Origin of the sequence: Pelomonas sp. Root405 (assembly GCF_001425165.1) — a bacterium.
GTDB lineage: Bacteria > Pseudomonadota > Gammaproteobacteria > Burkholderiales > Burkholderiaceae_C > Pelomonas.
Genome location: NZ_LMDU01000013.1, coordinates 400,323 through 421,609, shown reverse-complemented (window position 1 = coordinate 421,609; position 21,287 = coordinate 400,323). Strand labels below are relative to the sequence as shown.

Here is a 21,287-nt window from a genome sequence, read left to right as displayed (position 1 = left end):
AGACAACGCAAATCCTTTCAACCAGTTCATGTCAACCTTTTGTGGCGCCGGCCTGCAGGCCGGCGACGAACTGCTTCTGGAAGACCAGGAACAGCACGATGGCCGGCAGCGATGCGAGCAGCGAGCCGGCCATCAGCACGGCGGCCGACTGCGGGTTGAAGCTCAGGTCGCCGGCCATCTTGCCCAGCTGCAACGGCAGGGTCAGCGTGGCTGCGTCGTTGACGACGAGCAGCGGCCACAGGAAGTTGTTCCATTCACCCACCGCCACCGGAATGGCGATGGCCGCCAGCGCCGGCCGCAGCATGGGCAGCACGACGCTCCACCAGATGCGCAGCGTGCCGGCGCCGTCCAGCGTCGCGGCGCTGACGAGTTCGTCGGGCACGCTGAGCATGACCTGGCGGAAATAAAAGACGACGAAGGCCTTGGCAAGACCGGGCACCAGCAGCGCGGCGTAGGAGTTGATCCAGCCTAGCTGCGCCACCGTGACGAAGTTGGGCACGATGGTGACTTCCCATGGCAGCATCATGGACACGAGCAGCGCGCGGAACAGCCAGCGGCTGCCGGGAAAGGGCTTCTTGGTCAGCACGAAGGCGACCAGCGACGCGGCCAGCAAGCTGACCACCGTGACGACGACGGTGACGAGCAGGCTGTTGGCATAGAAGCGCAGGAAGCCATGACCTTCGACGCTGACCTGCAGGATGCCGGCAAGCTTGTCGGGGTCGGCCGTGGTGCCGGCCCAGTCGGGGTTGAAGAAATTGCGCCAGGTGGGCGCGGCCGGCCACAGCGTGGGCGGCTGGCGCAGCAGCTCGGCCACTGTCTTGAAGGCGCCGACTGCCATCCAGTAATAGGGCAGCAGCATGGCCGGCACCAGCAGCCACAGCGGCGCGCGCAGCCATGCGGCCCACTTCATCGCATGCCCTCCCTGCCGATGAACTTCAGGTTCAGCCAGGTCAGGCCGAACAGGATGGTCGTGAGCACCCAGGCGGCGGCCGAAGCCAGGCCCAGGTCGAGGTGTCGGAAGCCGCGGTCGAAGAGGTAGGTGACCAGCATCAACGCCGAGTCCAGCGGGCCGCCCAGCGTATCGACCGCGCCGTAGAGCAAATACGGCTCGTAGAAAACCTGGAAGCTGGCCACCATGCCGGTCACGCTGACGTAGACCAGCGTCGGCCGCAGGTTGGGCAGCGTGATGTGCTGCAGTTGCTGCCAGGGCGAGGCGCCATCCAGGCGCGCGGCCTGGTACAGCTCTTCGGGAATGGCGCGCAGCCCGGCCACGAAGATGACGAGGTTGTAGCCGAGCACCGACCACACGCCGACGAGCACCAGCATCGGCAGCGTCCATTGCGGGTCGCCGAGGAAGCGCGCCGGGTCCAGGCCGAATGCGGCGCGGATGCTGTTGAAGAGACCATAGGCTTCGGAGTTGGCCAGCCACTTCCAGGCCGAGATGGCACCCACGCCGCCGGCGACGGCAGGCAGGAAGAACGCCACACGTACCCATTGGTGCAGGCGCGAGTTGCTGCCGAAGTTCAGCGCCAGCACCAAGCCAAGCAGCACTGCGATGATCGACACCGAGGCCATGTAGGCGGTGGTGTTGCCCAGCGCGGTCCAGAAGCGCTCGTCGGCGAAAAGTTCGGCGTAGTTGCGCAAGCCCACGAAGACCGGCTCGTCGGTGGCGTGGTAGTCGGTGAAGCTCAGCCAGGCCGACCGCAGTACAGGCCAGGCGACAAAGAGGCCGAAGAGGGCGAAGAAGGGAGCGACCAGCAGGATGTCGCGGCCGTGGCGGCGCCAGATCATCGGGAGACCCCCAGCGCGCGATTCATCACGGCAGCGGCGCGGCTAAGCTCGGTCTGCGCATCGCCACCCGCGAGCACGACGCGCTGCACGGCGCGCGTGACGATGTAGTCCTGCCGCATCCAGGCCGGGCAGGGCGGCGGGCCCTCGGCGTCGGCCAATTGGGTGAGCAGCGCCTCGCGAAAGGGCAGGGGCAGGCTGGCGATCTGGTCCTGCCGGCCCGAGGGCAGCCACATGCCGCCGTGCTGCAGCGCCGCCTCGGCCATGCGCCGCGTGACCTCGGGCTGGTAGACGGTGCGCATGAAGTCGAGCGCGAGGGCGCGGTTAGGCGAGAAGCGCGTGATGGCCAGCACCGTGCCCCCCAGCACCGCCGTGCGCTTGCCCGTTGGGCCGGTCGGCAGCGGCGCGGCGGCCCACTTGCCCACCAGCGATTTGTGCACCATGTCCATGCGCGACAGCAGCCAGGTGCCCGACTGCATCAGGCCGTAGGCGCCACTCGCCAGGCCGCCGTCGGCGTCGGGCCAGCCATCGGTGGGCGCCTTGAGCTCGCGGTACAGACGGGCGTAGTAGGTCAGCGCGCGCGTCGCTTCCGGAGTGTCGATGACGGCGCGGCTACAAGTCGCGTCATAGACCGCACCGCCGGCTTGGCGCAGATAAGGATAGAAGCCCAGCCAGCTTGTGTTGCCCCACTGCTGCGCAAACCCGTGGCCTTGCGTGCGCAAAGCGCGGGCCGAGCCCATGAAACCCTCCCAATCGGCAGGCGCGTTCGCAGCCAGATCGCTGCGGTAGTACTGCAGCTGCACGTGCATGTCGAAGGGTGCGCCATAGAGCCGGCCGTCAGCACTGCGGATGGCCCGCAGCGCGCCGGGGTTGGCGTGTTGCTCCAACTGCTGGGCGAGATCGGGCGCGGCCTCGTTCAGGTCGACCAGTGCGCCCTTGGCACCGAGCGCGATGGCGTAGGACGTGCTGCCGGTGACGAGATCGGGGCCCCGCTTGCTGGCCAGCGCCGCGGAGTATTTGGTCATCGCGTCGGCCCAGGGCACGTCCCGCACTTCGATGACCACGCCGGGGTGGCGGGCGCGGTACGCCTCGACGGCTGGCTGCATCACGCGTGGCGTCTTGTCGTCGCCCACCATCCAGATGACCAGGCGGGCGGCCAGCGCCTGACCGCAGCCGACGGTCAGGCATAGCGAGATGGCGAGCTTGGCAAGGGTGTGAGGCACGGCTCGAACGGCGGCAATACGTCAATCGTTTAGTAAACGAAATTGATTATCCGCAAGCCAAGGGACGCGCAATAGTGACACGCCCCCTTATTTAATCGGTGCTATCCCTGATCGCCGGGATTTCTTAAGAGAAACAGAATGCGCAACAAATTAATGTTTAGCGCCCATGCAGTGCGGCGGCGCGAGGACCTTGAGCGCAGTGATCTCCGAACACCTGATCGATCTCCATGAAGGCTGGCAAGTGGCGGAAGTGCCCGCCGGCGCGGCCCTGGCCGCCCTTGACGCGGCCGAGTGGTTGCCTGCCGCCGTGCCCGGCACGGCCCATGGCGCGCTGCTGGCCACCGGCCGCATTCCCGACCCCTTCTACGGCCGCAACGAGGCCGATGTGCGCTGGGTGGGCGAGCGCCGCTGGATCTGGCGCCTGGGCTTCGACGTCGAAGGCGAGCTGGCGCCGCACGAGGAGCTGGTCTTTGAAGGCCTGGACACCTATTGCACCGTGTGGCTGAACGGCGAGCGGCTGTTTGCATCGGACAACATGTTCGTGCCGCACCGTGTGGATGTGCGCCGGCACCTGCGGGCGGGCCGCAACGAATTGCTGCTGTGCTTCGAGCCGCCGCTCGCCAGCGCCCGCGAGGTGGAAGCGGTGCACGGCAAGCGCCAGCTCTGGAACGGTGACAGCGCCCGGCTGCATGCGCGCAAGGCGCAGTACCACTTCGGCTGGGACTGGGGCCCCGAGCTGCTGGTCAGTGGCCCCTGGCGACCGGTGCGGCGGCACAGCTGGGCGGCGCGTATCGACGAGCTGCAGTGCCGCAGCGACGTGGATTTGGCCGGCCGGCAGGCGACGCTGGAAGTCTCGGCACGCTTGCACGGTGCCGGCGCCGGGCTGCTCTGCGCCTTCGAGCTGCTCGGCCCGGATGGCCGCAGCGTCGCGGCGCAGACCGTGCCGGCCGGCGTCGCCCGGGCGACCTTGAACCTGGCCGACGCCCAGCTTTGGTGGCCGCGCGACCTGGGCGGCCAGCCGCTTTACACGCTGGTGGCGCGCGTGCTGGATGGCGAGCGTGAGCTGGCCCGGGACAGCCGCCGCATCGGCCTGCGTACCGTCCGCCTGGTGCAGGCGCCGGTGGACGGCGAGGCCGGCAGCAGCTTTCACTTGCAGGTCAACGGGCAGGATCTTTTTGCAGGCGGCGCCAACTGGATTCCCGACGACAACCTGTTGGAGCGCATCTCGCCCGCCCGCTATCGCGAGCGAGTCGGTCAGGCGGCTGCGGCCAACATGAACATGCTGCGAGTCTGGGGCGGCGGCATCTACGAGCACGAAGCCTTCTACGAGGCCTGTGACGAGCAAGGCATCCTGGTGTGGCAGGACTTCATGTTCGCCTGCGGCATCTACCCGGCCAACGAGGCCTTCCTCGCCAGCGTGCGGGCCGAGGCTGAAGCCGCGGTGAAGCGGCTGCGCCATCACGCCTGCCTGGCGCTCTGGTGCGGCAACAACGAGGACTACATGATTGCCGAGTCGCTCGGCCTGGCCGGCCCGGGCGTGCCAGCTGAACGCTTCGAGGCGCGGGCGATCTACGAGCGGCTGCTGCCCGAGGTGTGCGCAGCGCTGGATCCGGACGGCATCTACTGGCCCGGCAGCCCATTCACACCCGGCGATGCCAAGTCGTCCGACGCCACGGTGGGCGACCGCCACAGCTGGGAGGTATGGCACCAGCAGATGCTGCCCTATCAGCGCTATGGCGATGTGCAGGCCCGCTTCGTCAGCGAGTTCGGCATGCAGTCGCATCCCTCGCTGGCATTGTTCGAATCGGTGCTGCCTGAGGAAGAGCGCTTTCCGGAGAGCCGCACGGTGCAGTGGCACAACAAGGCCGGCTCCGCGGCCGGGCCGGACGGCCACCGCCGTTTGTCCGTCTACCTGGCCGACAACCTGCGGGTGGGGAGCACGCTGGCGGATCACGTCTACGCCACGCAGTTCGTGCAGGCCGAGGCCATGCGCGTGGCCTACCAGGACTTCCGCCGTCGCTGGCAGCAGCCGGGCGCCCGCGCGGTGGGTGGCGCGCTGGTTTGGCAGCTCAATGACTGCTGGCCGGTGACGAGCTGGGCACTGATCGATTCGAGCGGCACGGTGAAGCCGGCTTGGCATGCAGTTCGCCGCGCGCTCAGCAAGCTGGCGGTTGCCGTGCGGCTGGAAGAGGGTGGTGCGCGGCTCGCGGTCATGAACGGCGGCATGGCGGACATGGCGGTCACGCTGCGGCTGCGCTTGTTCGCGATGGATGGCCGCCAGCTGGCCGCGGCGCAGTTGCCGCAAGGCGTGCCGGCCGCCTGCTGTGTCGAGGCCACGCAGCCGTTGCCTGCTTTCGCTGAACCGGTGGTGGCCGAACTGTGCGCGGTCGACGCCGAAGGTGCCGAGCTCGCGCGCGACTGCGCCTGGACGGAGCCGTTCAAGTTCTACCGGCTGGGTGGTGCGCGCATCGAGATCACCGTCCAAGGGCAGGAGCTGCAGCTCAGCTGCGACAGGCCCGTGAAAGGCTTGTGGCTCTCGGGCAACGGCTTGGCGCTCTCGGACAACTTCATCGACCTGATGCCCGGTGCGCCGCGCGGCATCAAATCACAGATAGCGCTACCAAGCGCCTTGGAATGCGTTGCCGTGGACCACGCCACGCGACGGATCGACTTGTTTTGATAGAGGAGTGCAACCCCAGGCGGAATGAGTGAATCCCCTGTAGTTGATTTCCCGATGTGGTCGGGGCTTGATAGTTGTTACCGTTACCAAAACAGGTTGAGGTCATGTGCCTGCAACCGCGACATGAGCCCGCAAGGGTCGAATGTTTCCCACCAAAGAGGAGCAAACCAGGATGAGACATTTCAAACAGACAACCTTGTCATTGGCGGCAGCCCAGGCCTTGATGGTCTTGGCCATGCCGGCGATGGCACAGCAGGCGCCCGCTGCGGCAGCGTCTGCACCGGCCAAGTCACAGCAGTTGGAGACGGTCGTGGTGTCGGGCCAGCGGGCCGCACTGCAGTCGGCCCAGAAGCTCAAACAGGAGTCCGACGAGATCGTTGACTCGGTCGTGGCGGACGACATCGGCAAGCTGCCCGACCGCTCCGTCAGCGAGGTGCTGCAACGCATCGTCGGCGTGACGATGGACCGTGTGATGGCCCGCGGCGACCCGGCTCGCTTCTCGGTCGAAGGTTCGGGCGTGCTAATCCGCGGCCTGACCTATGTGTCGTCCCAGTTGAACAGCCGTGAAAGCTTTTCCGCAAACGGCGGCCGTGGTCTGAGTTTCGAGGACGTGCCGCCCGAGCTGATGGCTGGCGTCGACGTCTACAAGAACCCGTCCGCCGAACAGATCGAGGGCGCCATCGGTGGCCTCGTGAACCTGCGCACCGCGCTGCCGTTTGACTACAACGGCTTCAAGGCCGGGCTGGGCGTGTCGCTCACGAAGAACGTGCTGCGCGACGACCAGAAGCCGACCGTTTCGGGCCTGCTGTCCAACACTTGGAACACCGACATCGGCAAGGTCGGCCTGCTGGTCCACATGGCCAATTCCAAGAGCTCGACCCGCACCGACGGCATGTCCGCGGATCCGTACTTCCGGGAAGTCGCTCGCTGGAACAAGGACAGCGATACCAACAACGCCTACTACCTCCCTACCGCTGAAAACCATTGGTTCCCCAAGGCGTTGGGTTGGCAGACGCTTGCGTTCGACCGCTCGCGCAAGGGCACGTATGTGGCAGCGCAATGGAAGAAGGACACACTGCAGGCGGCACTGACCCATTTCCGTTCCAAGTACGACTTCTACTGGGATGAAAGCTCCATCGCCAGCCAGGCAGATCCGTATTCGTCGACCGTGTCGAATGCGACTTGGGGCAGCAACGGTGCACTGCTGACGGGCACGCTCAGGGATCCTGCGAAGGGCGGCATTCCCTTCAATGCGAACACGCGCTTTTCCACAAGCAGTTCGGACACGAAGGAAACGACCTTCAATCTGGTTTGGACGCCGAGTTCCAATTGGCGGATCGCCAACGACTTCCAGTTCATTGAGTCCAGGAGCGGCACCTTCGACTCGACCGTGGCGACCGCTATCAACATGCCCAAGGAAACCTTGGACTTGACCGGCGAATTGCCGCGCCTGGTTTTGGATGCTGCGGACCAGGCTTACCTGGCCGACCCGTCCAAGTACTACTGGGGCTTCACCATGGAGAGGCTGTCAGAGAGCAAAGCCAAGCAAAAGGCGTGGAAGGGTGACGTCAGGTACAACTTTGACCACCCGGTGCTCCAAGACTTGCGCTTCGGCCTGCGACTCACCGACCGTGACGTGAGCAATCAATCGCCCCGCTGGTACAACTGGCAGGCGGTCACGCAGACTTGGCAATCCGCAGAGTTCGACCAGGGCGCCATTGGCCAGAATTGGGACTGGCACCCGATCAAGAGCCTGGCCTACCTGTCGCGCTTCGGCGGTCAAACGCAGGTCAAGCCGTTCAACAACTTCATGAACGGCAAGAACAACGTCGCAGCGCTTGTGCTGCCGACGATGGCGGTGGCCGCGAACTACCCCACCTCCTACTCTGAACTGCACAGCTACTACACCACGCTGTGCGAGGAGTACAAGGCCGAGAAGATCTCGAAGGGCGGCAATCCCGGCAACAGTTGTGCCCCGGCGTTCACCCCGGTCGCTCCCGGCACGGTCTCGGCGCGCGACAACGAGCAGCACGAAACCACAAAGGCTGCGTATGCGCAGCTGCGTTTCGGGTTCGACGAGTGGAACGTGCCTGTCGACGGCAACGTGGGTCTTCGTGTCGTCAACACCAACTACAACTCGACCGGCTACCAGTCGCTGAACTATGACGATACCGATGCGGTGACCGGCCCATTGATCGGAGGTCCGATTCCTGTGTTCACCGGCTACCGGCGGCCAATTGAGATCAAGAACAGCTACACCGACGTTCTGCCTAGCCTGAATCTGCGTTGGAAGTTCAACGACAAGATGCAGTTGCGATTCGCGTATGCGAAGGCGGTCGCACGCCCCGACCTCAGCGCACTGCAGCCCAACGTGATCTTGGATGCTGGCAGCGCCACCGTTCGTACGATCGTTGATCGGACGGTGACGCCGGAGGTGCGTACCAACTATGTGGACGATCTGCGCAACCGCGGTCAGGCCTTGGGCAACCCGATGTTGAAGCCGGTCAAGTCGGATCAGTTCGACGTGTCGGCCGAGTGGTATCTCGACAAGGCAAGCTCGGTCACGATGGCTGTGTTCAACAAGCGCCTGAAGGACGTGATCGTCAATCAGGTGGGCATCCTGACGGAGGTTGACAACACAGGCAAGCCGTACGAGTTCGCTTATTCGACGCAGGTGAACGGTGCCAAGGGTTGGGCGCGCGGCGTGGAGCTTGCAGTTCAGCACTACTTCAACGGACTGCCTGGTTTGCTCGCTGGCTTGGGTGTGCAGGCCAACGTGACCTACGTTGACAGCAAGCAGAAGCGCTACAACGCCGTCGGTGGCAACGAGTGGTGCAGCAGCGCCAGTGACGGCCGGAATCTGAGCCTGTTCGTCAACGGTTGCGACACCAACGGCCAGTCCTACGGTGACCACCCGCTGCCCAACCTGTCGCGCAAGGCCGCCAACCTGGCGATCCTGTACGACCACGGCCCGATCTCGGCGCGCATTGCCTATGCCTGGCGTGGCAAGTACATGAACGGCGTGGCCTTCCCGGACAACACCGGCCCGAACCAGACCAACGGCCTGAATGCCAATCCGCAAAGCCCGCAGTACGGACGCAACAACATGCCGCTCGGCCTGCCGATCTGGACGGATGACTTCGGCCAGCTCGACCTCGGCGTGCAGTACAGGTTCAACAACAACCTGACGTTCGCGTTCGAAGGTCAGAACCTGACCGACGCGATCTACAAACAGTTGATGCAGCAGCACATCGGCTTCACGGGTCGGAGCTGGTTCGTTTCGGGCCCGCGCTACTCGGTGTCCGCACGTCTGAACTTCTGATCGAAACCGGGTTTGTCCCGGTTCCACACAGGCCTGGCGCTGCGGCGCCAGGCCTTTTTTTTGGGTTACTGTCCCGTTGACAACGAGAGGGCGTCCGATGGAGAAACAACGCATGCCTGACGGCGGACCGCTGCGCCGCATCGTCATCGTCGGCGGCGGCACCGCAGGGTGGATGACTGCTGCGCCGCTGGGTCAGCTGATGGGCGGCGGCGACCACGCCGCGACTTGCGAGGTCGTGCTGATCGAGTCACCCGAGATCGGCACGGTCGGTGTCGGCGAGGCCACGCTGCCCACCATCCGCTACTACAACAACTCGCTCAAGCTCGACAACGCGGAGTTCATGCGCAAGACGCAGGCGAGCTTCAAGCTCGGCATCGAATTCAAGGACTGGGGCCACCTCGGCAACCGCTTCTTCCACGGCTTTGGCGAGTTCGGGCCGGCCATCCTGAATCGCTCCTCCGTTTCCCACTGGTTGCGTGTGCATGGCCAGGCTGGCGGGATGGGCTACGAAGACCTGTCCACCGCCACGGTGATGGCGATGCGCAACCGTTTCGTCCCGCCGGACGGGGACGTGGCGTCGGCCGCCAATGCGTACTCCTTCGCCTTCCATTTCGACGCCGGCCTGTATGCGGCCTTCCTGCGCGACTATGCGATGGCGCGGGGTGTCAAGCGCGAGGAGGGCACCATCGTCGACGTGTCGCTGCGCCCCGGCGACGGCTTCGTGACCGCCGTAACACTGGCCGACGGCCGGCGCATCGAGGGCGACCTGTTCATCGACTGCTCGGGCTTCCGCGCGCTGCTGATCGAAGGCGTGTGCAAGGCGGGTTATGAGGACTGGAGTCACTGGCTGCCCTGTGACAGCGCTCAGGCAGTGCCTTGCGCCCGCGTCGAGCCGTTGACGCCCTACACCACGTCCACCGCACGCAGCGCCGGCTGGCAGTGGCGCATCCCGCTGCAGCACCGCACTGGCAACGGGCATGTCTACTGCAGCGGCTACGTCAGCGACGAGGAGGCCGGCGAGGTGCTGATGCGCAACCTGGACGGCGCCGCGCAGGGCAACCCGCGCCAGCTGCGTTTCAAGACCGGCATGCGCAAGAAGGCCTGGGACAGGAACGTCGTCGCCATCGGCCTTTCGTCGGGCTTTCTGGAGCCGCTGGAATCCACCAGCATCCAGCTCATCATGGACGGCATCGGCCGCCTGATCGAGTTGTTGCCGGACCGCCGCTGCGATGCTCATCTCGCGGCCGAGTACAACCGCCGCATGACCCGGCAGTACGAGTCCATCCGCGACTTCATCGTGCTGCACTACAAGCTCACGAAGCGCGATGACAGCGAGTTCTGGCGCTACTGCGCGGCCATGCCCATCCCCGACGACTTGACGCACCAGATCGAGGTCTTTCGCCGCAGCGGCCGCGTTGCCATCCTGGACCCCGACAGCTTTGCCGAGCCCTCCTGGGTGTCGCTGTTCCTCGGCCTGGGGCTCTCGCCGGAGCGCCACGACCCGCTGCTCGGGCAGGTCGACGAGCACGCGCTTCGCGGCCACTTCGAGCGCCTGCGCACAGCCATCGCCAAGACCGTGGAGGGCATGCCTGACCACGGCGCTTTCATCAACAAGCATGTCAAGGCTCCTGCGATGGAGATGACCAAGTGATGAGCAACGAACAGGCCATTCGCCGCATCGTCATCGTGGGCGGGGGCAGCGCCGGCTGGATGACCGCCGCGCCGCTCAGCCAGATGTTCGGCACGCAGCCGGGCGGCCCGGCCAACCCCGTCGGCTGCGAAATCGTGCTGGTTGAGTCGGCGGACATCGGCACCGTCGGTGTCGGTGAGGCCACGCTGCCCAGCATCCGCTACTACAACGACGCGCTGGAGCTCGACAACGCCGAGTTCATGCGCAAGACCCAGGCTAGCTTCAAGCTCGGCATCGAGTTCAAGGACTGGGGCCACATCGGCAACCGCTTCTTCCACGGCTTCGGCGGCTTCGGCCCGCCCATCGTGAACCGCTCGTCAGTGGCGCACTGGATGCGGCTGAACCGCACGGGCGGCATGCCCAGCTACGAGGACTGGTCGACCGCCAGCGTGATGGCGCAGCGCAATCGTTTCGTGCCGCCCGAAGGCGGCCCGCCGTCGGCGGCCAACTCGTATTCCTACGCCTTCCACTTCGACGCCGGTCTGTACGCGAACTTCCTGCGCGACTACGCATTGGCGCGCGGCGTCAAGCGCGAGGAGGGCACCATCGTCGATGTGTCGCTGCGCCCCGGCGATGGCTTTGTCACCGCCGTGACCCTGGCTGATGGCCGGCGCATCGAGGGCGACCTGTTCATCGACTGTTCAGGCTTTCGTGCGCTGCTGATTGAAGGTGTGATGAAGGCCGGCTACGACGACTGGACGCACTGGCTGCCCTGCGACAGCGCCCAGGCCGCGCCCTGTGACAAGGTCGTGCCGCTCACGCCGTACACGACGTCCACGGCGCGCAGCGCGGGCTGGCAATGGCGTATACCGCTACAGCACCGAACGGGCAACGGCCATGTCTATTGCAGCGGCTACACCAGCGACGAGGAAGCCGGGCGCGTGCTGATGAGCAACCTTGACGGCGCACCCCAGGGCGAGCCGCGGCAGCTGCGCTTCAAGACCGGCATGCGCAAGCGCATCTGGGAGAAGAACGTCGTGGCCGTGGGCCTGGCCTCAGGCTTCCTGGAGCCGCTGGAATCGACCAGCCTGTCCCTCGTCATCCATGGTGTCAGTGCGTTGGTGGAGTTGTTCCCCGACCGCAGTTGCGAGCCGCATCTGGTCGATGAATACAACCGCCGCATGACGCGGCAGTACGAGTCCATCCGCGACTTCATCATCCTGCACTACAAGGAGACGGCGCGCGACGACAGCGAGTTCTGGCGCTACTGCAAGGCCATGCCCATCCCGGACACGCTGGCGCACCAGATGGACAACTTCCGTCGCAACGGCCGCGTCGTCGTCCTCGACCGGGACAGCTTCGGCGAGGACTCGTGGTACTCGCTCTACCTCGGCCTGGGCATGAGGCCCGAAGCCTTGCACCCGCTTTTGGCGCAGGTGGACGAGGCGACACTGCGGGAGCACTTCAAGCGGCTGCACATGGCCATCTCCAAGACGGTGGATGACATGCCCGACCACGCGGCCTATCTGGGCCGCCTGGTCGGCACTCGCTGAGCTTCAGCCGGCTGCGCGCTCTTTCAGGAAATCCGCATAGGCGAGCGCGCTGCGCTTGAGCGTGCGCTGCTGCGTCTCGAAGTCCACATGCACGAGGCCGAAGCGGCGCTCGTAACCGAAGGCCCATTCGAAGTTGTCCATCAGCGACCAGACGAAGTAGCCGCGCACGTCCACGCCGTTGTCCATCGCCCGCGAGCAGGCCGCGAAGTGGCCCTTCAGATAGGCCTGGCGCTGCAGATCGTTGACCTCGCCGCCTTCGACGGTGTCATGGCTCGACATGCCGTTCTCCGTGACGTAGAGCGGCGGCAGGTTGGCGTAGTCGCGCTTGAACGCCTCAAACAGGTCCTGCAGGCCTTGCGGGTAGACCTCCCAGTCCATCGTCGTGCGCTCCACCTCGGGGTGGCGCACCCAGTCGATGGTGTCCGGCCCCTTGGACGCCAGCACGGCGCGGCTGTAGTAATTGATGCCGAGGTAGTCGATGGGACGCTTGATGATGTCCATGTCGCCGTCCAGCACCAGCGGCTCGCAACCCTTCCACAGCCGCCACAGGTCTGCGGGGTACTCGCCTTTGAGCAGCGGGTCGAGCACCCAGCGGTTCTGGTAGGTCTCGAACAGAGACGCAGCGTCGCGGTCCTCGGCCGTGTCCTTGTCGGCATAGCCCGGCGCGCAGTTGATGACGATGCCGTGCAGCGCCTGCGGCGCGTTGGCGCGCAGGATGGGCAGCGCCAGGCCGTGGCCCAGCAGCAGGTGGTGCATGGCCTGCGCGGCCCAACGGTTGTTCTTCAGGCCAGGCGCGTGGTGGCCATCGCCATAGCCCAGGTAGGCCGAGCACCAGGGCTCGTTGTGCGTCGTCCAGGCGGCCACGTCGCCATGGCCGGCGAGCTCGCGGCTCATCAGGTCCGCGTACTCGGCGAAGCGATAAGCCGTGTCGCGGTTCAGCCAGCCGCCGCGGTCTTCCAGATACTGCGGCAGGTCCCAGTGATAGAGCGTCACGAAGGCCTTGATGCCGCGCGCGCCCAAGCCGTCCAGCAGGCGCTTGTAGAAGTCGATGCCGCGCGCGTTGGGCTTGCCGGCCTCGTCCATGACGCGAGGCCAGGCGATGGAGAAGCGGTAGGCGTCCACGCCCAGGCGCTTCAGGATGTCCAGGTCTTCGTCCAGCCGGTTGTAGTGGTCGCAGGCCACATCACCGTTCTCGCCGCGCAGCACCTTGCCGGGCGTGGCGCAGAAGCGGTCCCAGATGGATTCGAGCCGGCCGTCCGCGTGGGCGGCGCCTTCGATCTGGTAGGACGAGGTGCCCGCGCCGAAGACGAAATCTCGGCGGCGCATCGGTGAGCCAGCGGGCGGGGCGACGAGGTCGGCCAGGGAGTTGGGAGGCGAGTTCAGGTCCATATCGCGCGGCGGCTAGGGTTGGGTAACGGAATATTCTATGCAACAACAAATGTTTAGTGAACAATGTTGAGCCTAGGTTTTGCCCCGGGGTCGGCGGGACGCCGATGCACAGGGCGTACTCGAGCGCCGATGACACAATCGCCGCCGATGTGCAGCGCTAAACAACAGCTGGAGTTCGGGCCATGGCCGACAAGGGAGTGACGATTCGCGAGTTGGCCGAGGCCGCCGGCGTGTCCATCGGGACGGTGTCCCGCGCGCTGAAGGGCCAGCCGGGCTTGTCGGAGCAGACTCGCAGCCAGGTGCTCGGTGTCGCGCAGAAGATGGGTTATGACACGGCCAAACTGCGCACCGGCAAGCCGCGCCGCATGCTCTTCATCTACAGCCGCCACCTCGGCTCGCTGGCCAACAACCCGTTCTATTCCTATGTGCTGCACGGCGCCGAGACAGCCTGCCGCGAGGCCGGCGTACCGCTGAGCATCATGTCGGTGGTGGCGGGTGACGATATCGCCGGCCAGGTCCGCCGCCACGAGGCGGACGCACTGCTGGGGGCGGGGTACTTCGACCCGGAAGCCATGGAGGCCGTGCGTCGCTGCGAGCTGCCGCTGGTGCTGGTGGACCACTTCCACCCCGGCGTGCGCTGCGTCAACGATGACAACCTGCAGGGCGCCTGGCTGGCAACGCGGCATCTGCTGGACGGAGACTCTCAGCGCATCGCGGCCATCTTCGGGCCGCTGGCGCACTACTCCACCTCACTGCGCGCCAAGGGTTTCCGCCGCGCGCTGTTCGAGGCGGGCCGCCTGTTCGACCCCGACTATGAGGTCACCCTGGACCCGGCGCTGGACTACCGCGAGGCGGGCCGCGACGCGATGCGTCGCCTGCTGGCATTGCCCCAACGGCCCGATGCCGTCTTCGCCTACAACGACTCGACGGCCATCTTTGCGATCGAGCTCTGCCACGAGATGGGGCTGCGCGTGCCCGAGGACATCCGCTTCATCGGCTACGACGACATCGAGGCTGCCGCACGCAACAAGCCGCCGCTCTCCACCGTGAAGATGGACAAGGAAGCCCTCGGCAACGTGGCCGCGCGCGCCCTGATCGAAGGCGATATCGCACCCAACGACGCCTCGCTGCCCGTGGAGCTCGTCGTGCGAGAAAGCTCGATGGCCGCACGCCCGCCAGTGGTCGCCCCAGCCCTAACGCGCAAGCCGAAGCGCCAGCCGGCCTAGGTGTTTCACCGCTTTTGTTCGCGCGTGAGTCGAACAAAAATTCGTCTGTTTACTAAAAAGTGCTGCCTCAGGCGGCCAAGGAGACAGACGTGCTTGCCGATTCCGCTGGGGCCGCCGCGCCCTTGATGCGCCCTGCAGCGGCGCCCGCGCCGGTGGCCAATGACCGCGTGCCGACGTCGCAGAAAGTCGGCTTCGGCCTCGGCTCCTTCCACGACATGTGGGGCCACTGGCTCTACCAGTCCCTGGTCTTCCACGTCTTCAACATCGGCCTGGGCGTGGCGCCGCAGCTGATCTCGATGGCCATGGGCATCAAGATCTTTGCGGACGCGGTGTCCGACGCGATGTTCGGCTGGATCTCCGACAACACCCGCAGCCGCTGGGGGCGCCGTCGCCCCTTCATCCTCGTCGGCGGCATCCTGACGGGCATCGGCCTGCCGCTGCTGTTCGCCGTCGGCCGCGGCTGGACGGACACCGAGTACTTCATCTTCCTCCTCGTCTCGACCTGCCTTTACGCGCCGGTCATGAGCTGCTTCGCGATGCCCTGGAACAGCCTGGGTGCCGAGCTGACGCCGGGCTACCACGAGCGCACGCGCGTGATGTCCATCAAGAACGCGATCCAGAAGATTCCTGAGCTGGGCATGTTCGTCGCCGCGCAGTTCACGACGCTCTACTTCTTCCACGACGCCAGCGGCAAGCCCGACATCCTGCTGGGTGCCCAGGTCTACACCGCCATCCTGGGCGGCATCCTGGTGGTCCTGGCCATCGTCATCTTCTCGCTGACGCGAGAGCGCTATTACGAGAGCTTCGTCGCCCAGAGCCGCCAGCGGGTGCCGTTCAAGGACACCCTGTACCGCACGCTGAAGAACAAGCCCTTCCGGCTGATGTTGGGCACCATGCTCACCTACAACATGGCCACCGCCATGGTCGGGCTGTTGGGCTACTACGCGACCGTCTACTACGTCTGCGGCGGCGACGTCGTGGCGGCCACGAAGTGGAACTCCCTGATGGGCGTGGCCGGGCTGGTCAGTGGCCTCGTCGGCATCGCCTTCGCGGGCTGGGTGGCCAAGCGCTGGGGCAAGCGCAATGCGCTGATGACCGTGCTCTGGCTGGGCATCGCCGCATTCATCGGCGACTGGTTCTTCTACAACCCGCAGCTGCCCTGGCTGCAGTTGTTCGCCAGCGGCGGCGTGGCCTTCATCGGCGCGGGCTTCTGGACGATCTACGGCTCCGCCATGGCCGACGTCATCGACCACGACGAACTCTCCAGCGGCCAGCGCCGCGAGGGCTCGTTCGCGGCCTGCGGCTCGTGGATCAGCAAGGTCGGCCTGGCGCTGGGCAATAGCGCCTCGGGCTGGGTGCTGGCCTTCACGGGCTTCAACGCCAAGCTGCCCGTGCAGGGTGAAGACGCCATCTTCCTGATCCGTGTCTGCCTCTCGGGCATCCCCATCATCGGCCTGCTGATCGCGCTGGTCGTGGTGTCGCGCTACTTCCTGACCGAGCAGCGCATGCACGAGATCCGCATCGAGCTGGAAGCCCGCCGCGGCACCGTTTAGTCCCACCCCCCAACGGAGTTCTCCATGACCTCACCCTGGCTGCGCCATGCGTTGCTGGCCGTGTTGACCTGCGCCGCCGCCACGGCCGCGCAGGCGCAGATCGGCCACGAAACCCTCAAGCTCGACGCCCCCAAGCCCAACCTCGCGCCCACGCCGCCGATGGGCTGGAACTCCTGGAACAAGTTCAAGTGCGACGTCAGCGAGAAGCTGATCCGCGAACAGGCCGACGCGATGGTCTCGTCCGGCATGAAGGCCGCCGGCTACCAGTACATCGTCATTGACGACTGCTGGCAGAAGAGCCGCGACGCGGACGGCAATATCCAGGCGGACCCCGAGCGCTTCCCCAGCGGCATCAAGGCGCTGGCCGACTACGTGCACAGCAAGGGCCTGAAGTTCGGCCTCTACTCCGACGCCGGCGCGTTGACGTGCGGCGGACGCCCCGGCAGCGCTGGCCATGAGTTCCAGGACGCGCGCCAGTACGCCAAGTGGGGCGTGGACTACCTGAAGTACGACTGGTGCTACACCGGCCCGCGCAACCCCGAGGCGGCCTACACCATCATGGCCAAGGCCCTGCGCGAATCCGGCCGCGACATCGTCTTCTCCATCTGCGAATGGGGCAACAGCCGCCCGGGCCGCTGGGCTCACCCGGTCGGCCACCTGTGGCGCACCACGGGCGACATCTGGGACGCCTGGAAGGGCAAGAAGGAGTGGTCGCACGGCATGCTCGACATCATCGACATGAACGCCGACCTGTGGAGCGAATCCGCCCCGAACGGCTGGAATGACCCCGACATGCTGGAGATCGGCAACGGCGGCATGACGACGACCGAGTACGAGAGCCACTTCTCCATCTGGGCCATGCTTGCCGCGCCGCTGATCGCCGGCAACGACATGAGCAAGATGAACGCCGACACCAAGCGCATCCTGACCAATGCCGAGATCATCAAGGTCGACCAGGACCCGCTGGGCCGCCAGGGCCGCCGCATCTGGCGCCAGGGTGACCTGGAGATCTGGGTGCGCACGCTGGCGGGCGGCGACCGCGCGGTCGTGCTGTTCAACCGCGGTGAAAAGCCGGCGGATATGAAGGTCAGCTGGGACCAACTGGACCTGCCCGCCAAGCTGAAGGCCGAGGTCCATGACCTGTGGTCCGGCAAGAAGACGCGCGGCGTCGCCGGCGAGTTCGGCGGCCGCGTGGCGCCGCATGGCGTGCTGATGTTCCGGATCACGCCGACGCCTTGATGCGCTGCCAGCGGTCATGAAAAAGCCGCTCGGCGCGTGCTGAGCGGCCTGGGCTGGCAACCGAACGATCAGAAGTCGTAGGACGCGCGCACGTAGTAGGTGCGGCCGATGGCGTTCGTGTAGCGCGGGTCGTAGCCGGCCTGGAAGACCTGCGTCTGATAACTCAACGGTGGGTCGCGGTCGGTGAGGTTGCGCACACCCACCGTCAACGAGGCGCCCTTCATCGGCCGCCAGGAGCCGAACACGTCCATCGTCGCGTAGTTGCTCACGCGGTGCGTCGGGTCGACGTCGACGTAGCCGGACTTGTAGTACGCCGTCGCACCCGCCGTGAAGGCGTTCCGCGTCCAGACGCCCGACAGCGTGTGCTGCCAGCGGAACACCGGGCCGGCACCGGAATAGACGCCGACGTTCTGGTTCCACGGGCCGCCGCCGAAGTCTTGGTACTCGTACTTGTCGACGTAGGTGCTGTTCAGGGCGAAGGTGAAGGTGCCGACTGCCGAGGGCAGCCGATAGTTGGCGGTGATGTCGACGCCATTGGTGTTGGTGCCGCCGAGGTTTTGCTGGCGCACATCCACGTAGCCGCAGTTGGCGCCCGGGCACTGGTTGCCGTTGGTGGACAGCTGCCCCGCAGGGTTGCGATGGAAGTACTGGCCGAACAAGCCGTAGTTCGCGGGGTCGAACAGAGAGGCGTCGCCCACCACGCCAATCTGGTTCTTCAGGCGCAGCCACCAGAAGTCCATACCGACGCTCAGGTCGGCCAGCGGCTGGACCATGACGCCGAGCGTGGCGTTCTTGCTTTTCTCGGGTTCCAGTTCCATGTTGCCGCCGTTGAGGACCATGAACTGGGCCTTGCACACCGCCGGGCTGCCGGTGCCGCTGGGGCACAGCAGCGGGTCATTGACAGTGCCCGAGTTGGTGAAGGTCTGGGCCGCGTTCAACTCGAACAGCGACGGGGCGCGGAAGCCGGTGGAATAGGAGCCGCGGACCAGCACCTGCCGGGTCGGCTGGAAACGGAAGCTGAACTTGGGGTTCGTCGTGTTGCCGAAGTCGTTGTACCTGTCGTGGCGCACGGCAGCGGTGACATCCAGCGATTGCGACAGCGGCACGTTCAACTCGGTGTACGCCGCCGACACCTTGCGCGAGCCGGCGCTGTAGGTGGCAGGGTCGATGCCCGTTGAGTCGACCACGAGCGTGGCGTAGTCGGGGTTGGCCTGCTGCACGAAGCGCTCCTTGCGGAACTCGGCGCCGACGGCGATGGCAGCCCGGCGGCCCGCACCCAGCCAGTCGCCCAGCTCACGGCTGGCGCGCGCGTCGAGGTTGGTCGTCGTGCCCTTGCCGAACAGGATCAGGCCGGACGCGCCGGCCTGGTCGAGCAGGGCCTGGCCGGCGCTGCTCTGCGGGCCGAAGGGGTTGATCACGCCGGTCAGCACGCCTTCGTAGACCAGTGGGCCGCTGGCATAGCCGCTGGTCAGTTCCTGGTCGACCTTGTTGCGGTTGCGGCTCACGCCCACCGCGTAGTCCCAGCCGGCGGCCACGCCTTCCAGCGACAGCGTCAACCGCTGCTGCGTGTTGGTGTTGCTGTCGCCGCGCGACCCGTTGGGCATGTCGCGCCAGCGGGCGATGACGTAGCCCGGCTGGATGGTGGCGCCCCCCTCGGTCACCGTCTCGCCGACCAGGCCGTCGTCGAAGGCCGGGTCCAGCGCCGGGTTGGTCGGGAAGTAGGGGTTGGGCGTGCCGTCGGGCCGCAGGCGGTTCATCGGCAGGAAGCCGAACGGGACCGGCGCGATGAGAGTCTTCACGTTGCTGCGGGTGATGAAGTACTCCGCGCTAAACACGTGCTCGCCCAGCTTCACGTCACCCTTGAGCATGGCCGAGGCCCGTTCGCTCTTCGGGATGTAGTCCACGAAGTTGGACGTCGTCATGTAGCAGGAGGTGTTGTCGCCGGCCGGGACGATGAAGGTGCCCTCGGTGCAAGCTGGCGCGCTTGGGTTGTACCAAACGTCGGGGTCCTGGTAGTAGTTGGCCGGGAAGGGCGAGCCCGAGATGCCGCCCGGATAGCGGGTGTTGAACGGCCGCTCCGAGCCGGTGATGCGGTCCTGCTTCTGAAAGTCCACAAAGCCGAAGACGTTGAAGCCCTGCGTGTACAGGTCGCCGTAGCCAAATCCCGCATTGGCGTTGTGCGACTTGCCGCCGGCATGCTCGGGCACGTCCGCGCCGACGGTGACGGTGCCGCCGCGGTAGTCCTTGCGCGTGATGAAGTTGATGACGCCGCCGATGGCGTCCGTGCCGTACAGCGCCGACGCGCCGTCGCGCAGCACCTCGATGCGATCGATGGCCGCCATCGGGATCATGTTCAGGTCGGGCGCTGAGCCGTCGAATGCGTTGTTCGCGATCCGACGGCCATTCAGCAGCACGAGGGTCTTGTTGGCGCCGATGCCGCGCATGTCGGCGAAGGAGGCGCCGCCGGTCGCCGAGCCCACGGCCTGGCTGGTGCCCAGGCTGGTCTGGCTGGCCGTCAACGTGGTCATGATCTGCTCGACGGTTGTCAGGCCCTGTTGCCTGATGTCGCGCATCCGAAACACCGTGACCGGCACGGCGGTCTCGGCGTCCAGGCGCTTGATGGCCGAGCCGGTCACCGTTACGCGTTCAATCTGCTGCGGCTCGGCCGGCTGGCCCTGTTGCGTCGGTTGGGCCCAGGCGTTGATGCCGCCCACGATCAACATGACCGCGGCGGCGACTTTGGTTTGCTTCATGACTGCTCCAGAGAAGAAGGGTCACCCGAGGGGTGTGGCGGGCCGCAGCAAATGACAAACCTGCCGCCTGTGCGGGGCTTGCCGGGATGCGGCCGCACGTCCTCCTGAGCGCTGCAAGGCGTCGCTCGATGAGCTGACTGAAAAGGTTTCGGTAAAACCTGCCCGGCGGGGTCAGGTCGTGCGGTCAGTGACCAAGGCGTCGCGATAGCAGCGCCGCGGCGTCGCGCAGCGCGCCGACCAGCGGCCCCTCCAGCGCGGTGTCGAAACTGGCACTGGGCCCGATGGCCGTCAGCGACAGCACCAGCCGTCCTGACGCCTCGAAGACCGGCGCCGCTGCTGCGCTGACGCCAGCCACCACGCTGTCGCGCGACGTCGCCAAGCCGGTGGCGCGCACGGCGGCGGTCACGGTCTTGGCGGGCATCGGTTCGCCCAGGGCCGCCGCCTCCTCGGCGCGCCAAGCCGCGAACAACCGCCCCGACGCTGTGCCCGCCAGGCTCATCACCGTGCCGTGGCGCATGCTGATGTGCACAGGCGTCGGCCCCTCCGCCACGCGCACGATGGTCGGCCCGCGTGTGCCCCAGACCGCAATCGCCACGGTGTGGCCGAGCTGCAGTGCCAACTCCTCGATGACCGGCGTTGCCAGGCGGATGGGGTCGTACTGCTGCAAACTGATCAGGCCCAGTTGCAGCGCCAGAGGTCCCAGGCCATAGGCGCTGCCGCCTGCCTGTTCGACCAGGCCCAGCTTGATGAAACTGACGAGGTAGGGGTGCGCCTTGGCCGGCGTCATGCCCGCCTCGCGGGCGAGATCCTTCAGCGCCATCGGACGGCCTTGGTGGGCCAGCGCCAACAGCAGTTGGCCGCCGACCTCGATGCTCTGGATGCCACGTGGGGCCTTGGAATCAACCATGCAAAAAATTCTATATTGGTGAAT

The 21,287-nt window shown here is 66.1% G+C and carries 13 protein-coding genes; 7 read left to right on the top strand and 6 right to left on the bottom strand.

Annotated features, from left to right (window positions below):
• Positions 1–31 precede the first annotated feature (31 nt).
• Genes ASC81_RS17840 through ASC81_RS17830 form a run of 3 tightly spaced genes read right to left on the bottom strand, consistent with a single transcriptional unit; the run spans position 32 to position 3,011 of the window.
• The gene (locus ASC81_RS17840; RefSeq protein ID WP_056269840.1) at positions 32–910 is read right to left on the bottom strand and encodes a carbohydrate ABC transporter permease; all 879 of its coding nucleotides are present in this window, start codon (positions 908–910) and stop codon (positions 32–34) included.
• On the bottom strand, positions 907–1,791 hold the full coding sequence (locus tag ASC81_RS17835) for a carbohydrate ABC transporter permease (RefSeq protein WP_056269837.1): 885 nt from the start codon (positions 1,789–1,791) through the stop codon (positions 907–909). The genes ASC81_RS17840 and ASC81_RS17835 overlap by 4 nt, the downstream gene beginning before the upstream one ends.
• Positions 1,788–3,011: an extracellular solute-binding protein gene (locus ASC81_RS17830; RefSeq protein WP_056269833.1), complete on the bottom strand. Its 1,224-nt coding sequence runs from the start codon at positions 3,009–3,011 to the stop codon at positions 1,788–1,790. The genes ASC81_RS17835 and ASC81_RS17830 overlap by 4 nt, the downstream gene beginning before the upstream one ends.
• Positions 3,012–3,210: 199 nt before the next feature.
• Here ASC81_RS17830 and ASC81_RS17825 point away from each other — a divergent pair, with 199 nt between their 5' ends.
• The 4 genes from ASC81_RS17825 (at position 3,211) to ASC81_RS17810 (ending at position 12,196) form a co-directional block, all read left to right on the top strand.
• Positions 3,211–5,691, top strand: a complete 2,481-nt coding sequence (locus tag ASC81_RS17825) for a glycoside hydrolase family 2 protein (RefSeq protein WP_056269830.1) — start codon at positions 3,211–3,213, stop codon at positions 5,689–5,691.
• Between the two features lie 142 nt (positions 5,692–5,833).
• Positions 5,834–9,013 carry a TonB-dependent receptor gene (locus ASC81_RS17820; RefSeq protein WP_235533698.1) on the top strand — a complete coding sequence of 1,060 codons (3,180 nt, stop codon included), beginning with the start codon at positions 5,834–5,836 and terminating at the stop codon, positions 9,011–9,013.
• A 97-nt stretch (positions 9,014–9,110) separates the two neighbouring features.
• Positions 9,111–10,664, top strand: a complete 1,554-nt coding sequence (locus ASC81_RS17815) for a tryptophan halogenase family protein (RefSeq protein ID WP_235533697.1) — start codon at positions 9,111–9,113, stop codon at positions 10,662–10,664.
• Positions 10,664–12,196, top strand: coding sequence for a tryptophan halogenase family protein (locus ASC81_RS17810; RefSeq protein WP_056269823.1), 1,533 nt, complete (start codon positions 10,664–10,666; stop codon positions 12,194–12,196). Before ASC81_RS17815 ends, ASC81_RS17810 begins: the two co-directional genes overlap by 1 nt.
• Before the next feature lie 3 nt (positions 12,197–12,199).
• On the opposite strand, the gene ASC81_RS17805 is transcribed toward ASC81_RS17810, so the two are convergent.
• Positions 12,200–13,522, bottom strand: a complete 1,323-nt coding sequence (locus ASC81_RS17805; protein WP_369820864.1) for a GH1 family beta-glucosidase — start codon at positions 13,520–13,522, stop codon at positions 12,200–12,202.
• Positions 13,523–13,767: 245 nt separating this feature from the next.
• Between ASC81_RS17805 and ASC81_RS17800 the strand changes: the two genes are divergently transcribed.
• The 3 genes from ASC81_RS17800 to ASC81_RS17790 all read left to right on the top strand — a co-directional run bounded on the left by ASC81_RS17800 (position 13,768) and on the right by ASC81_RS17790 (position 17,603).
• Positions 13,768–14,811, top strand: a complete 1,044-nt coding sequence (locus ASC81_RS17800; RefSeq protein ID WP_056269818.1) for a LacI family DNA-binding transcriptional regulator — start codon at positions 13,768–13,770, stop codon at positions 14,809–14,811.
• Between the two features lie 89 nt (positions 14,812–14,900).
• Positions 14,901–16,364: an MFS transporter gene (locus tag ASC81_RS17795; RefSeq protein WP_156392215.1), complete on the top strand. Its 1,464-nt coding sequence runs from the start codon at positions 14,901–14,903 to the stop codon at positions 16,362–16,364.
• A gap of 24 nt (positions 16,365–16,388) precedes the next feature.
• On the top strand, positions 16,389–17,603 hold the full coding sequence (locus ASC81_RS17790) for a glycoside hydrolase family 27 protein (RefSeq protein ID WP_056269812.1): 1,215 nt from the start codon (positions 16,389–16,391) through the stop codon (positions 17,601–17,603).
• A gap of 68 nt (positions 17,604–17,671) precedes the next feature.
• Here ASC81_RS17790 and ASC81_RS17785 read toward each other — a convergent pair whose 3' ends face one another.
• Entirely contained in the window at positions 17,672–20,356 is a 2,685-nt protein-coding gene (locus tag ASC81_RS17785; protein ID WP_056269809.1) for a TonB-dependent receptor, read from the bottom strand.
• Positions 20,357–20,540: 184 nt separating this feature from the next.
• Entirely contained in the window at positions 20,541–21,263 is a 723-nt protein-coding gene (locus ASC81_RS17780) for an IclR family transcriptional regulator (RefSeq protein WP_056269806.1), read from the bottom strand.
• Between the last annotated feature and the right edge of the window lie 24 nt (positions 21,264–21,287).